This is a genomic window from Paraburkholderia sp. BR14320 (genome assembly GCF_040948665.1).
Lineage (GTDB): Bacteria > Pseudomonadota > Gammaproteobacteria > Burkholderiales > Burkholderiaceae > Paraburkholderia > Paraburkholderia youngii.
The window spans coordinates 90062-105256 of the sequence record NZ_JBFPKG010000015.1; the positions used below are offsets into that span (position 1 = coordinate 90062).

The window sequence follows — 15195 nt, forward strand, 5'->3', positions numbered from 1 at the left end:
TGTCGTGAAGGCACTTGTACTGGAAGAAGCTCGACGCCTGAGCCTGCGGGACATCGATTTGCCGCTCGCCGTCGGGCCGCGCGACGTCAAGGTCCGCATTCATACCGTTGGCGTGTGCGGGAGTGACGTGCACTACTTCACGCACGGACGCATTGGGCCGTTCAAGGTCGAGCAACCTATGGTGCTCGGTCATGAAGCATCGGGCACGATCGTCGAGGTGGGTAGCGAGGTGGGCCACCTGAAGGTAGGCGACCGGGTTTGCATGGAACCCGGCGTGCCGCAGTTCGACTCGCGTGCGACCATGCGCGGACTCTATAACCTGGACCCTGCTGTGCGATTCTGGGCCACTCCGCCGGTGCATGGCTGCCTGACACCCTACGTGGTTCACCCAGCCGCGTTCACCTACCGCCTGCCCGACAATGTTTCGTTCGCTCAAGGGGCGATCGTCGAGCCGCTGTCGATCGGACTGCAAGCGGCCACGAAGGCCGCTATGAAGCCCGGCGACGTGGCGGTCGTGATCGGCGCGGGCACCATCGGCGCAATGACGGCACTGGCGGCGCTCGCGGGCGGCGCGTCGCGCGTGATCCTGGCAGACGTCGTGAAAGAGAAATTGCGCCATTTCGCCGGCAATCCTGCGGTGACCACCGTGAATGCCGCCGAGCAATCGCTCGTCGACGTGGTGCGTCGGGTGACCGAAGACTGGGGCGCCGATGTCGTGTTCGAAGCGTCGGGCAACGCGAAGGTCTTCGAAACACTGCTGGATCTGGTGTGTCCGGGCGGTTGCGCGGTGCTGGTGGGCATGCCGCCAGGCCCGGTCGCGCTGGACGTGGTAGCCATGCAAGCGAAGGAAATCCGGCTCGAATCCGTGTTCCGCTACGCGAATATTTTCCCGCGGGCGCTGGCCCTGATCAGTTCGGGAATGATCGACGTCGATCCATTCATCTCCCGCAAATTCGCCTTTTCAGAAGGCATCAAGGCGTTCGAGGAAGCCGCAGCCGGTCGGCCCGAGGACGTGAAGATCCAGATCGAAATGGACTGAATCATGGCTAATATTGTCTGCGAAGGACTGACGAAGCAGTACGACGGCGGGCAGCCGGTGTTGCATCCTCTCGACCTGCACATCGACGAAGGCGAGTTCGTCGTGCTGCTGGGGCCGTCGGGATGCGGCAAATCGACGATGCTGCGCATGATCGCGGGGCTGGAGGAAATCTCCGGAGGCAGCCTGTCGATTGGCGGCCGGGTAGTGAACGATGTGCCTGCACGCGAGCGCAATGTTGCAATGGTGTTTCAGAACTATGCTCTGTATCCGCACATGAGCGTGTACGAGAACATTGCCTTCGGCCTGCGGCGCCTCAAAACGCCCAAGGCGGAGATCGACCGCCGCGTGCGCGAAGTGGCGGCCCTGCTGAATCTGGACGCCCTGCTCGAACGCAAGCCGCGCGCCATGTCGGGTGGCCAGCAGCAGCGCGCCGCCATCGCCCGGGCGATGATCAAGACGCCCTCTGTCTTCCTGTTCGACGAGCCGTTGTCGAACCTCGACGCCAAGCTGCGGGCCCAGTTGCGCACTGACATCAAGCGCTTGCATCAGCGCCTCAAAACGACCACCGTCTACGTGACGCACGACCAACTCGAGGCGATGACGCTAGCCGACCGCGTCATTCTGATGCGAGGCGGTCACATCGAGCAGGAAGGCACGCCGACCGAGCTTTACCGGTATCCGCGCACGATGTTTGGCGCGGGTTTTATCGGCACGCCCGCGATGAACTTTCTCGATGGCTCCGTGCAATGCACCGGCGAGCGGGTGACTGTCTCGTCTGCCGCCGGTCACTGGCAGCTACGCGCGAACCGTTTTCGGCGCTTGCAGGACGGGCAGACGATCAAACTGGCAGTCCGGCCTAATTTCGTACGGATTCCAGAATCCGGGACAACGGACGGAGATCTCGTGCTCAACGGTGCGGCGGAGCTCGTTGAAGTGTTGGGCGCGGAAGCGCTCATTACCGTTGACTGCTCGGGTGAACGTGTAACCGCACTGGTTCCGGCGAGTGCCGCGCCTCATACCGGAGATCACGTCAAGCTCGCGTTCCACGAACGGGATCTGCATGTTTTCGACGTCGCGACCGGAGAAAATGTTTCGCTCGAGCCGGCAGATGAGGCGGCGGCGCCCCTACCCGCCGCGCGCCTGCACGCGGCGTCCGGCCTCGGAGTACATTAGCGTGCAAGCGCGCGCATGTCACGCGAAGTGAGAGTTGCTGTGGAGGCGAGAACAATGAATCCGGATCTCGAGTTGGTCCATACCCGTCAGGACGAGTCCTTTCGGGCTTGGGTGCACGACTATCCGCATACGGTCGCGAAATGGCACTTCCACCCGGAATACGAAGTGCACGTGATCCGTGCCTCCTCGGGGAAGTTCTTTGTGGGGGACCACATAGGGGACTTCCAACCCGGCAATATCGTGTTGACTGGCCCGAATCTGCCGCATAACTGGGTGACGGACAGCGACGGCGGTGCCAGCGTGCCGTCCCGCGACCTCGTGCTGCAGTTCTCACGCGATGCTGTCGACAGGATGGTCGCGGCGTTTGCCGAACTCAGTCCTGTGATGGCGCTGATTGACCAGGCGTCGCAAGGCATGCAGTTTCCGGACGCACTCGGCCTCGCCATCGCCCCTGTCATGCAGGAACTCTCCGGTGCGCACGGTGCGCGACGCGTCATGCTGCTGATGTCGATCTTCGATCAGTTAATCGCCTGCAGCAGCAGGAAGCTGCTCGCCGGACCGGCGTACAACGTCAGTGCGCAGCGCTATATGTCGTCGACCATCAACCAGGTACTGTCTTATATCCAGCAGAATCTCGCCGGAAACCTGCGCGAAGTCGACGTCGCAGAAATGGCGGGCATGAGCGTCAGCAGTTTTACGCGTTTCTTCAAACGTCATACCGGCTGCACGTTCATCCAGTATCAGAATCGGCTGCGCCTGAATGAAGCCTGTGAGCTGCTCATGTGTTCGGATCTCGGTGTGACCGATATCTGCTACCGCGTTGGGTTCAATAACGTATCAAACTTCAACCGGCAGTTTCTCACGCAAAAAGGGATTCCGCCTTCGAGGTTTCGCGCGTTGCACCGACTCAACGACGCTCCGTCACGCGAACACAAGGCTGCGGCCTGAGACCATGCCAGGCGGCGCGGCCGCCTACTCACCGTTGGGAATACACCTTGAGTTATCTGGGAATCGACCTCGGTACGTCCGAGGTGAAGGTAGTGCTCACCGATGCCGACTCGAACGTCATCGCCAGCAGCCGGGCTGGACTGCGTGTCGACAATCCTCACCCCCTCTGGTCGGAGCAAAGCCCTCAGGACTGGTGGAACGCCACGCTCGACGCCATAGCGGCAATCCGCGCCGAGCACCCTCGCGTGTTCGGGGCACTGCGCGGTATCGGCCTCTCCGGCCAGATGCACGGTGCAACGCTAGTCGATCGCAGTGGCAATGTTCTGCGTCCGGCCATCCTCTGGAATGACACACGCGCATACGCCGAGTGCGTGGAGCTCGAGGCGCTCGTGCCCGATTCCCGCAGTATCACCGGGAATCAGGCCATGCCGGGCTTCACGGCGCCCAAGCTGCTTTGGCTCTCGAAGTACGAGCCCGCTGTCTTTCGTGCCGTGCACAAGGTGCTGCTTCCGAAGGACTACATTGCATGGCGCCTGACTGGCGAGTTTACCTCCGACATGTCCGACGCCTCGGGAACCCTCTGGCTCGACGTCGCGAAACGGGACTGGTCGGACCGCATGCTCTCCGCGATCGGTATGTCGAGAGAGAACATGCCTCGGCTGGTTGAAGGCAGCGAGCCTGCAGCCCAACTGCGGGGAGAACTTCAGCGCGAGTGGGGCCTCGACGGCAGCGTGACGGTTTGTGGCGGCGCAGGTGACAACGCCGCGAGCGCAATTGGCATTGGTGTTGCCCGGCCGGGCGATGCGTTTCTGTCGCTGGGGACATCAGGCGTGCTTTTCGCCGCGACCGACGGCTATGCACCGAACCCGGGGCAGGCGGTCCATGCGTTTTGCCATTGCGTGCCGCAGCAATGGCATCAGATGAGCGTGATCCTCAGCGCAGCGGCGAGCCTGCACTGGCTGTCCGGTTTGCTTAAGAGCAGCGTTGCCGAGCTGATCGAGATCGCACCTTCGGGACAAAGCGCCACAGCGCCTATTTTTCTGCCCTATTTGAACGGAGAACGCACGCCGCACAACGATGCCACTGCAAAGGGCATCTTCTATGGCATGACGTCAACGCACGGTGCCCAGCATCTCGCCTACAGCGTGATGGAAGGTGTCGCGTTCGCGATGGCGGATGGATACGCCGCGTTGCAGGCTGCGGGAACGACGCTGAGCGCCGCCTCGTTTGTGGGCGGTGGCTCGCGCAGCGCCTTCTGGGGGAAACTCTGTGCTTCCGCACTGGGCTTCGAACTCAATCGGAATGAAGGCAGCGAACTCGGCGCGGCACTTGGAGCAGGTCGCCTCGCTCGTCTTGCATGTGAACGGGAAACACTTGCTGCCGTGGTCAAAGCGCCGGCCGTCGTTGAAAGATATGAACCCGACCCGGCGCTTCGGAGCGTGCTGGGAGACCGGTTCGCACGGTATCGGCGGCTTTATCAGGCATTGAAATCCGAGTTTCGTACCTGACCGGCTCGAGGACATCAGGCGCGAAGCATGCGCCTGGCCATCCGCTGCCGCTTCACGAAACGCTTGCTGACAACCTCGTTGACAGCCGACTCGACGCAGCTCGAGAGGATCGGCTGGCCATGGACCGGTGTCTTGTCCTTCCAAGCCCAGCAGCGCGGGACTCCGACAGCAATTCGGCTATGTCGACGACGTTCGCGGTTTGCCTTTCATGGTGCAATTTCTCTTTTCCGCTTCAAAGCGATGGCTTTTTGTCGTCTCCGCGCTGATTCGGTCCTAAATTCGTTACCGGTAACCAACCGCATTGCACGCGCCAAAACCAGTCGCTATACTGGCTCCGCGATCAATTGGCCTGACCAGAATAATTGGCCTGACCGCTGCAGCGATCAATACAGACCGATAGCGGCGCACTGCCAGTGAAGCCGCGTCATGTCGCGAAGAAAAACCATAGGAGACGACAGAATGTTCCGTAGAGGAATCGATGTCAGGGCCGCGCTCGTGCTCGCAGCGTGCATGGTCGGCAGCGCGGCGCACGCACAGGTCGCCCCCGGCGATACGTCGCAAAAGAAAATCGCGCTATCCAACAGCTTCGCGGGCAACGCGTGGCGCCAGTCGATGCTCAAGAGCTGGAACACGGTCGCGCAACAGGCGGTGAGCGACAAGAAGATCGCCGCCGCGCCCGCGTTCACGACCGCTGAAAACCAGGTGACCGAGCAGGCGCAGCAGGTGCAAAACCTGGTCCTGCAAGGCTACAACGCGATCGTGATCGACGCCGTGTCGCCCACCGCCCTCAACGGTACGATCAAGAAGGCATGCGCGGCGGGCATCGTCGTCGTGTCGTTCGACGGTGTGGTCGACGAGCCGTGCGCGTATCGCGTCAATTTTGATTTCAAGGGCTGGGCCGAACAGGGCGTCGACTACCTGGCGACCCGCTTGAACGGCAAAGGCAACGTCCTGGAAGTGCGGGGCGTGGCCGGCATCTCCGTCGACAACCTGATGCATGAAGGCGTGCTCGAAGGGCTGAAGAAGCATCCGGGCCTGAAGCTCGTCGGCTCGGTGAACGGCGACTGGACGCAGTCGGTCGCGCAGAAGGCCGTCGCGGGCATTCTTCCGACGCTGCCGCAAGTCGATGGTGTTGCGACCGAAGGCGAGATGTCGTTCGGCATCGCGCAGGCGTTCAAGGCGGCCAATCGACCCACGCCGCCGATGATCATCGGCAGCACCTACCCGGAACTCCAGTGGTGGAACGAGCAGGCGAAGACCGGTTACCAGTCGCGCTCGCTGTCGAACCCGCCGGGCGCTGTGTCGTTCGCGTTCTGGGTCGCGCAGCAGGTGCTCGCGGGCAAGCACATTCCGAAGGACGTAACGATCAACGTGCCGCTGCTCGCAATCTCCGAACAGGAATTGCCGGCGAAGCTCGCAGCGACGCCGCCCGGCGGGCTCGCCGACGTGACCTACACGTTACCGCAGACCGTGGCCTTGCTCGACAAGAAGTAAGCGCGTCCGGTCACATCCCAGCAAGCAATTCGAGCAGGCAGTTCGCGTCGCCAGGCATGGAGGCATGTGAATGGGAGCAACATCAAGCAGCGAGCAGCAGCGCGCGCTGATTCGCTTCGAAGGCATCGGCAAGGTCTTCGGCCGGGTACGCGCGCTCGCCGACATCGACTTCGCGTTCCAGCGCGGAGAATGCGTCGGCATCGCGGGACACAACGGCGCCGGCAAGTCCACGCTGATGGCGGTGCTGGCCGGCGTCTATCCGCCGACGCAGGGGCGCATCGTCGTCGACGGCCAGCCCGCGCCGCATTACGACGCGAACGCCGCGCGCGATGCGGGCGTGCGCTGCGTGTTCCAGGAGTTGTCGCTGTGCGCGAACCTGACGGTCGCCGAGAACATGACGATCGTGCATCCGCAATTGCGCGGGCGCGGCTGGCGCCGCGAGGCGACCGCGCTGATGCGCGAGAAACTCGATGAAATCTTCCCCGGCAATGGGCTCAAGGGCAACGAGCTGGTTTCCGACCTGACGCTCACGCAACAGCAGATGGTGGAGATCGCGCGCGGCTTCACGGTGACAGACACACCGGTGCGGCTCGTGATTCTCGACGAGCCGACCTCATCGCTCGACGCGCATACCGCCGATCAATTGCTCGCGTTCGTGCGACGCGCCGCGCAACGCGGTATCACGTGCGTACTGATCACGCACATGCTCGGCGAGATCGAGCGTGTCGCGGATCGCGTGGCCGTGATGCGCGACGGCGGCATCGTCGGCGTGTTGCCGCGCGAGGCGTCGAGCCGCGCGGCGATCATTCAGGCGATGGGCCAGCAGCTCGAAGCGGACAAGACGCCCACGGCCGCGCGCTCGAGCAACGCGCGCGGCGGCGAACGCGCGTTCCGCTGGAACGTCGGCGCACATAGGCGCACGTCGATAGAGGCATCGCGCGGCGAGATCGTCGGCTTTGCGGGACTCGCCGGACAAGGGCAGACGGAGGCGCTGCTCGCGATCTACGAGGCCGCGACGCGTCACGGCGCCGCCCGCGTGAAGGCCGCGTTCGTCGCGGGCGACCGCGGCCGCGACGGCGTGTTTCCGGTCTGGTCGATTGCGCAGAATCTGGATCTGCGGTGGCTACTCGGCGGCGCGAAAGCGCGGCGAGGTCTGGTTGATCGCACCGCGGCGCGCGCGCTCGTCGAAGCGTGGCGCACGAAGATCGGCATACGCGGCGCGCCGATGAACGCGGGCATTCTGTCGCTGTCCGGCGGCAATCAGCAGAAGGTGCTGTTCGCGCGCGCGCTCGCGTCGGACGCGGAGTTGATCCTGATGGACGATCCCACGCGCGGCGTCGACGTCGGCACGAAGCGCGATATCTATCAGCTCGTGCACGACGAAGCGCACAAGGGCCGCACCTTCATCTGGTACACGACCGAAAACGAAGAGCTGTCGCATTGCGACCGCACGTATGTCTTCCGCTCCGCCGCGGTCACGCGTGTGCTCTCTGCCGACCAATGCACGGAAGAAGCGCTGCTTGCGGCGAGCTTCGAGGAGCAGGCCGCATGACGCCCGCGCGCTTTACAGTCGAACGCTTCACTGTCCAAAACACTCAGGCGCGCCTGCGCGCACTGCTTCCGGCGATCTCGCTGATCGCGGTGCTGGTGCCGATCGTGATCATGCAGCCTGCGGTGATGAGCTACTTCGGCAGCAGCCTGCTGCTCAATCTCGCGGTGCCGATCGTGCTCGCGACGCTCGCGCAGCTCGCGATCATCACCGTCAACGATCTCGACCTGTCGATCGGTTCGTTCGTGAGCCTGGTCGCGTGCATCGGTGCGACGCTCCTCGCGAAAGAGCCATGGCTCGGCGTGCTCGCGCTGGTCGGCTGCGTGCTGGCGTATGCGGCCGTCGGCGCGCTGATCGAGCTGCGGCAGATCCCGTCGATCGTCGTGACGCTCGGGCTTTCGTTCGTGTGGAGCGGCCTCGCGATCGTGCTGCTGCCTTCGCCTGGCGGCACGAGCCCCGGCTGGCTCGGCACCGCGATGAACTACCAGACGCCGTTGATCGCGGCGCCGATCGTGTGGTCGGTGGTGATCGCGATCATCGGCCATGTGCTGCTTATGCGCACCTCGGCCGGCGTGCGGATTCGCGGCGCCGGCGGCAATCCCCGCGCGATGCGTCGCTTCGGCTGGTCGCTCGTGCGCAGCAAGGCGACGCTGTACGGGATCGCGGGCATCTTCGGCGTGCTGTCAGGGCTGTCGTTGCTCGGCCTCACGACCTCCGCCGACGCGAATCTCGCGCTGCGCTACACGCTGCTGTCGATTGCGGCGGTGATCCTGGGCGGCGGCGAATTCATCGGCGGACGCGTGTCGGTGATCGGTGCCGTGCTCGGCGCGATAACGCTGACGCTTGCGGCATCGTTCCTCGCCTTCCTCAACATTTCGGCTGACTGGCAGGTCGGCATGCAAGGAGCGATTCTGATCATCGTGCTGTCGCTGCGCGTGCTGCTTCAACGCGGGGAGCGTCAATGAAATCGCAGACTTCGGACAGCGCGATCGGTGCCGGCGACGGCGTCTTCACGCGCTTGAGGGAACTTCAGGCGCCGTGGGCGTGGTCGTTCGTCGGCGCGGTGCTGGTGTGGTTCGGCATCGTCGCCGTGTTCGGCTTCGGCATCGCCAGCAACGTCGCGCAAACGGCGCTCACGTACGGCGTGTTCATGGTGTTGGTCGGTCTCGGACAGATGCTCGTGATCACGTCGGGTGTCGGCAACATCGACCTCTCGGTGCCGTCGACGATCGCCCTCGCCGGCGTGATCGGCATGCACGTGATGGGCGGATCGGACGCGCGCGTCGCGCTCGGCGTCGCAGCCGCGCTCGGCGTCGGCGTCGCGGTGGGCCTCGCGAATTATTTGCTGATCCGGTTGCTGCGCATTCCGCCGATCATCGCGACGCTGTCGTCGAGCTTCATCATCCAGTCGATCGCGATCACGCAAGGCCGGCAGCTGCCGCCGCCGCCGCCCGCGCTCGGCGCGTTCGCGACCGGCCGGTTCGTCGGCGTGCCGTACATCGCGCTTTTTGCGCTCGCGTTGTCGGCGGCGCTCGCGGTGCTGTTGCATCGCGCGGTGTATGGCCGCAGGCTTTCGGCGATCGGGCAGAACGCGCGGGCCGCGTGGCTCGCCGGTGTCGACGTGCACCGCACGCGCTGCGTCGCGTACGTGTTGTGCTCGATGATCGCCGCGCTCACCGCGCTGCTGCTCGCGGCGACTTCGGGCGGCGCGTCGCTCGACATGGGTGTCGAGTACATGCTGATCTCGATCGCCGTGGTCGTGATCGGCGGCACGCTGGTCGCCGGAGGCAAGGCGACGATCGTCGGCGTGTGGGGCGCGTCGATGTTCCTGTACCTCACCAACGCCGCGCTCAATGCGCTCGGCGCCGACGCGGGCGTGCGCGCGATCGTCTACGGCGTGCTGATCGTCGCGGTGACGGTCGCGGCCGGCGGAAAGACCGTGCGGTGAAGCCGCGCGAACCCGCATGAACTGCTTTTCGAATCTCCACAAAAAACGAGAGGGGACATGAAATCCAGCGACTACGAAGTGCATGACCCGCGTTTCAGGCGGCTGCTTCAGCCCAACGCGTTCCTGACGCGCGTCACCGATCAGAGCCTGTGGGCCGAAGGACCGGTGTATTTCCCGGCGACCGACCTGCTCGTCTGGAGCGACATACCGAACAACCGGATGCTGCGCTGGGCGCCGGGCATGGGCGTCGGCGTGTTTCGCGCGCCGTCGAACTACAGCAATGGCAACACGCGCGACCGCGAAGGCCGGCTCGTCACCTGCGAGCACGGCACGCGGCGCGTGACGCGCACCGAACACGACGGCAGCGTGACCGTGCTCGCGTCGCACTATGAAGGCAAGCGGCTCAATTCACCGAACGATGTCGTCGTCGATTCGAGCGGCAACATCTGGTTCACAGACCCGGACTACGGAATCCTGAGCGACTACGAAGGGTATCGCGCTGAGAGCGAGATCGGCCGGTGCAACGTTTATCGTGTGTCGGCGGACAGCGCACGAGTGGAACTCGTCAGCGACGAGTTCGTGAAGCCGAACGGTCTCGCATTCTCGCCGGACGAATCGCGGCTCTATATCGCGGATTCAGCCGCGTCGCACGACGACGACGCGCCGCGTCATATCCGTGTGTTCGACGTGGCGGGCGACGGACGTTTGCGCAATGGACGGGTGCTGGTCGGGATGAAAAGCGGCGTCCCGGACGGCATGCGCGTCGACGAGCACGGCAACGTGTGGACCAGCGCGGAAGACGGCGTGCACTGCTATGCGCCGGACGGCACGCTGCTGGGTAAGATCCTCATTCCCGAGGTAGTCGCAAACCTCACGTTCGGCGGGATCAACCGCAATTGCTTGTTCATCGCGGCGACCTCGTCGATTTATTCGCTTTACGTCGGGGTGCGCGGCGCGGAGCGTTGAAGCGTTACACCATCAAAACAACCGGAGACAAAAAATGAAGATGACAACAATCGCCGTGGCGCTGTGCATCGCCGCCGCATCGGCGGGTGCCTCGGCTCAGGTCGCGACGGGCGACACCTCGTCGCAGAAGCTCGCGCTGTCGAACAACTACGCGGGCAACAGCTGGCGCCAGCAGATGCTCAAGAGCTGGGCTAACGTCGCGGACCCCGCGGTCAAGCAAAAGATCGTCGCGGCCGCGCCGAGCTTCACGACTGCCGAAAGCCAGGCGACCGAGCAGGTCCAGCAGATCCAGAACCTTGTTCTACAGGGCTACAAGGCGATCGTCGTCGACGCCGTTTCGCCGACCGCGCTCAATGGCGTGATCAAGCAGGCTTGCGGCGCGGGCGTGACGGTCGTGTCGTTCGACGGAATCGCGACCGAGCCCTGCGCGTACCGAATCGCGGTCGACTTCCAGGGCATGGGCCGCATGCAGGTCGATTACCTTGCGAAGCGTTTGAACGGCAAGGGCAATCTGCTGGAGATCCGCGGACTCGCGGGCGTGTCGGTGGACGACGAGATCCACCAGGGCGTCGTCGAGCAGTTGAAGAAGTATCCCGGGCTGAAGATCGTCGGCTCGGTCCACGGCGACTGGACGCAGACGGTCGCGCAAAAGCAGGTCGCGGGCATTCTGCCGACCTTGCCGCAGATCGACGGCGTCGTGACCCAAGGCGGCGACGGCTTCGGCGCCGCGCAGGCGATCAAGACGGCGGGACGGCCGACGCCGATCATCATCCTCGGCAACCGTCAGGAAGAACTCGCGTGGTGGGCCGATCAGAAGAAGAGCGGCTACGAGACGATGTCGGTGACGATTCCGCCCGGCGCGTCGACGTTCGCGTTCTGGGTGACGCAGCAGATTCTGGCCGGCAAGAAGGTGCCGCACGATATCCGGATGCCGGTGCTCGAAGTGAAGCCGGAAGAACTCGATGCGGTGCTCGCGAAGACGCCGGCCGGTGCGCTGGCGAACAAGGAATACACGCGCGGCGAGGTGGTCGCCGTGATTGATGGGAAGAAGTGAGCTGGCGGCGCCTCGAGCACCCACACGGCCATCGCTCTGAGCCACAGACGACGCCCGGATCGTAGGAGCCGCACCGGTGTCTTTGACGGCTAGCGGCTATGCGAGCATCGTTTTGGGCAACGCTTCAGCCGCGCGACGGCGCGGCTGGGCGTCGTGCTGACATTCACGAAGCTTTCCTCAAATTCGGCTGTTGCCTGATCTGCTGGAACACTCTGCAGCGCGTGCAGCAGTCTTGATGAAACTGTCTCTTAGGCCGGAGAGACTCTGCTTCGCGGCGTGGCGGGTTACCCAGAGTTGACGAATGGAAAATACCCGATAAATTACAAACCCCCAACCGGAGAAGTTTCGCACGATGAACAATAAGTTTGCCTTTCCCCGTGTTTCGATGATCGTCGCAGCTGCGGCGCTGGCCTTCAGCGCGATGTCGGCTGAAGCGCGCGTGTTCCGCGTTGCCGAGGTGCACGGCGACACCTTCCCCACCAATGTGGCGGTGAAGCATATGGGCGAAGAAATCAGCAAGGCGACCAACGGCAAGGACACCGTGAAGGTGTTCGGCAACAGCGCACTCGGCTCGGAGAAAGACACGATCGACCAGGTCCGCATTGGCGCACTCGACATGACGCGAGCCAACGGTGCTTCATTCACCGAGATCGTGCCGGAAATCATGATCCCGTCGCTGCCGTTCCTGTTCCGTGACATCGATCATTTCCGCAAGGTCATGTACGGCCCGGAAGGCCAGAAGATCCTCGACGCGTTCACGGCGAAGGGCATGATCGCTTTGACGTTCTACGAGAGCGGCGCGCGCTCGATGTACGCGAAGAAGGCGATCAAGTCGCCGGCGGACATGAAGGGCCTGAAGGTCCGCGTCCAGCCGTCCGAGCTGGTTGTCGACGAAATCAAGGCGATGGGTGGCATCCCGACGCCGATGCCGACCGCGGAGGTGTACACGGGCCTGAAAACCGGCATCGTGGACAGCGCAGAAAACAACTTCCCGACTTATGAAGAAGGCAAGCACTTCGAAGTCGCCACGGTCTACTCGGAAACCCAGCATACGATGACGCCGGAAGTTCTGGTGTTCTCGAAGAAGGTATGGGACACGCTGTCGCCGCAGGAGCAGCAGATCATCAAGAAGGCCGCGGCCGACTCGGTGCCGGTGTATCAGCAGTTGTGGACCGCACGTGAAGCCGAAGCGCAGAAGACCGTCACCGCAGGTGGCGCAACGATCATCCCGGCAGCTCAGATCGACCGTGCAGCGTTCGTTAAGGCGACCCAGCCGGTGTGGGCGAAGTACGAAAAGACCCCCGAAATGAAGCAGATCGTCGACGAGATCCAGGCGATCAAGTAAGTCTCGCTCCCTGGCGGCAATGGTCCCGCGAGATTCTTCGCGGGACCTGTAGCGCAACAATAGAAACGGGTGCCAATCGTAACGACTTCCAGCTGCCGCATAACAGCTTTTCTCGGAAACATCTCATTGAGGATAGAACCACCGACCAGTGATTAAATTAATGAGAGTGTATGGGCATGGGATGTGTTCAGCGAGATCCAATTCAGACGCCATTCGCAGACTGCATCGTCCAGCGATGGCTCCCAGCGCTGCCAGACCTGCAACATGAGATCGATGCTCCATTTGCAAACTTTCTGGAATCGTGAGATCTGCCAGGAATATTCCCCTCTTCCGGTTTTTTCCGACGCACTGCCCCTTCCTACGCAAGCCTCCGTCAAATCCGATTTGCCAGGTGAGCGCAATTCCAGAGCGAGCACAACCCACTGCTGCCCTCGCCCCCCGACCGGCCTTTTAGGGCAGCAACCAGCGGGCTGAGATGGGCCATCTCGACTGCACATAAGACGACCATTCAATGTGGGCAACGCACCGGGCATGCACCACTGCACGCGTCACTCACACTTGCGAATGCCGGGGGGCAAGCTGTGACGGCCAGGTGTAAAACGACTTCAGCGCTGGTTCGCCTGGCTGACCTTGACGAAATGAGTGCTTACCTGAATGGCGACTTCGCATCCCATGTCACATTTTGTTCCATCAAGCGCGGGCGCGCCGCTAGCTATATGCTGAGCGCTCGTGACACCAAAGATCTCATTGCCGTTGTCGACAACGACCATTTTTTGCGTAAGCGTGCTCCCATTGTGAAAGTCGAGTCGCAGGTCGCCAGTACAATCCGCATTCACGGTGTATGTGAGCGTTTCGTTGTCCTGGAATGAATCGGGCGGCGAGCCCGGCCTGACTGTGCCGTTGAGCATGGCATAGTCAATCTGTGTGCCGGCTCCGGCACCATCAAATTTCGCAAGGGCAACGCCGTCGATAACAGTGGGAGTGGCGTACCGGTGGAGCATCTGACTCGGTGCGGTCCCCGTGAGGATGCCGAGCGCCTCTCCGTGGACTTTGACGCCGTATGCGCCCCTCAGGCTCGCGGTTGTGCATGCGTGACTCTGCGCCTGGACCACACCGCTCAGTGACGCCAAGATAATCGAGGCGGTTGCGGCTTCTTTCAATAACCTGCCAGTCATCTTCGCCTCCTGTCTTTTGCCGATTCAGTCACAAAATAAGTATCTAGTGACCACTGTCGGCGTTGCATTTCGGTAGATGACCGCAGGTACCCTATTTCATACTCGAGTTACTCGAGTCGTTTCGATAGTCGCCAGCCTTAACCGTGACCGCCGAAAAAGCCACCGGCGCCGCCGCAAGTGAGACTGCGCCTAGCCTGCTTTTGAGCTTTGGCCAGCTGGTGGGATCGTACTTCGCCGTTTCCTTGACGCAGCACCATTTTTCACAGGTGGCATGCGCCGCCAATATCTTCGTGGCCTCGGCCTCGTTTGAACCCTTGTGCCCTCCGTATTCCTTTACGGTATCGCTGGTGCCTTTCTTAAGGCTTTCCTTCAATTTATGCATATCGACGGACTGCTTTTTTTCCAGATCTCCGATCCATTCTTCCACGTGATCCAGAGCTGTTTTGAATTTCCCCAATTCGTCCCGAAGTCTTTGATTTCGACGTTCGACCTGTTGAATCAGAAGCGCCATCGCATAAATGTCGTCGCAGGTCCGGTCCGCAGGCTGCTTTTTATTGAACTCCGCGATGCCGCCGTTCAGCGACTCGAACGCATGTGCGACCTTCCATCGATACCGGTCGAGGTTCTCTACGGTCAGATCCTTGATTTCAAATTTCGCCAGGTTGGCCTTATCCCCGGCAGCTTTAGCAGCATCGAGGTTACTTTCGAGCCTTTTGCCGCGAGCGAAGTCACTGACGCCCTCGATGATCGCTCCCGCGACCGAGCCGACAACGGGCACAGGGATCAGGGACAGAAACAACTTTCCGATGCCAATGGCAGCCCCAATACCCTTGCTGGCGGCAGACCCCCTATCTGACGAAAAGAGGCTGGTAAAAGCACTGCGGGTGCTGTGAAAGAGCCTTGAATGAAGAATCTGCTCATCCCAGCTTTTGTTATTGACTTCCGCTTCAGCCTGCACAAACGGATCTGCGTTAAACCGCTCAGCCATGTCACCCC

General features: G+C 62.4%; 13 protein-coding genes and 1 pseudogene. 12 read left to right on the forward strand and 2 right to left on the reverse strand.

What is annotated here, in order from left to right:
* The first annotated feature begins 4 nt into the window (after window positions 1-4).
* The 12 genes and pseudogenes from AB3X89_RS16540 to AB3X89_RS16595 all read left to right on the forward strand — a co-directional run bounded on the left by AB3X89_RS16540 (window position 5) and on the right by AB3X89_RS16595 (window position 13024).
* Window positions 5-1039, forward strand: a complete 1035-nt coding sequence (locus AB3X89_RS16540) for an NAD(P)-dependent alcohol dehydrogenase (protein ID WP_368584250.1) — start codon at window positions 5-7, stop codon at window positions 1037-1039.
* A 3-nt stretch (window positions 1040-1042) separates the two neighbouring features.
* On the forward strand, window positions 1043-2212 hold the full coding sequence (locus tag AB3X89_RS16545; RefSeq protein ID WP_368584251.1) for an ABC transporter ATP-binding protein: 1170 nt from the start codon (window positions 1043-1045) through the stop codon (window positions 2210-2212).
* Between the two features lie 54 nt (window positions 2213-2266).
* Complete coding sequence (locus tag AB3X89_RS16550) at window positions 2267-3160, forward strand: AraC family transcriptional regulator (RefSeq protein ID WP_018432674.1); 894 nt, start codon at window positions 2267-2269, stop codon at window positions 3158-3160.
* Window positions 3161-3207: 47 nt separating this feature from the next.
* Window positions 3208-4668, forward strand: coding sequence for a xylulokinase (xylB, locus tag AB3X89_RS16555; protein ID WP_368584252.1), 1461 nt, complete (start codon window positions 3208-3210; stop codon window positions 4666-4668).
* Window positions 4669-5127: 459 nt separating this feature from the next.
* Entirely contained in the window at window positions 5128-6162 is a 1035-nt protein-coding gene (locus AB3X89_RS16560; RefSeq protein WP_368584253.1) for an ABC transporter substrate-binding protein, read from the forward strand.
* 70 nt (window positions 6163-6232) lie between these two features.
* Complete coding sequence (locus AB3X89_RS16565; RefSeq protein ID WP_368584254.1) at window positions 6233-7714, forward strand: sugar ABC transporter ATP-binding protein; 1482 nt, start codon at window positions 6233-6235, stop codon at window positions 7712-7714.
* Complete coding sequence (locus AB3X89_RS16570; RefSeq protein ID WP_152853071.1) at window positions 7711-8676, forward strand: ABC transporter permease; 966 nt, start codon at window positions 7711-7713, stop codon at window positions 8674-8676. Before AB3X89_RS16565 ends, AB3X89_RS16570 begins: the two co-directional genes overlap by 4 nt.
* Window positions 8673-9659: an ABC transporter permease gene (locus AB3X89_RS16575; protein ID WP_368584255.1), complete on the forward strand. Its 987-nt coding sequence runs from the start codon at window positions 8673-8675 to the stop codon at window positions 9657-9659. The genes AB3X89_RS16570 and AB3X89_RS16575 overlap by 4 nt, the downstream gene beginning before the upstream one ends.
* 57 nt (window positions 9660-9716) lie before the next feature.
* A complete protein-coding gene (locus AB3X89_RS16580; protein WP_368584256.1) occupies window positions 9717-10625 on the forward strand; it encodes an SMP-30/gluconolactonase/LRE family protein in 909 nt (302 codons plus the stop codon).
* A 34-nt stretch (window positions 10626-10659) separates the two neighbouring features.
* Window positions 10660-11679, forward strand: a complete 1020-nt coding sequence (locus tag AB3X89_RS16585; protein WP_013093293.1) for an ABC transporter substrate-binding protein — start codon at window positions 10660-10662, stop codon at window positions 11677-11679.
* 149 nt (window positions 11680-11828) lie between these two features.
* A pseudogene (locus AB3X89_RS16590) lies at window positions 11829-11915 on the forward strand (IS5/IS1182 family transposase); the annotation flags it as partial.
* 116 nt (window positions 11916-12031) lie between these two features.
* On the forward strand, window positions 12032-13024 hold the full coding sequence (locus AB3X89_RS16595) for a TRAP transporter substrate-binding protein (RefSeq protein WP_368584257.1): 993 nt from the start codon (window positions 12032-12034) through the stop codon (window positions 13022-13024).
* 605 nt (window positions 13025-13629) lie between these two features.
* On the opposite strand, the gene AB3X89_RS16600 is transcribed toward AB3X89_RS16595, so the two are convergent.
* Complete coding sequence (locus tag AB3X89_RS16600) at window positions 13630-14199, reverse strand: hypothetical protein (RefSeq protein ID WP_368584258.1); 570 nt, start codon at window positions 14197-14199, stop codon at window positions 13630-13632.
* Between the two features lie 91 nt (window positions 14200-14290).
* Window positions 14291-15187, reverse strand: coding sequence for a hypothetical protein (locus tag AB3X89_RS16605; protein WP_368584259.1), 897 nt, complete (start codon window positions 15185-15187; stop codon window positions 14291-14293).
* Window positions 15188-15195 lie beyond the last annotated feature (8 nt).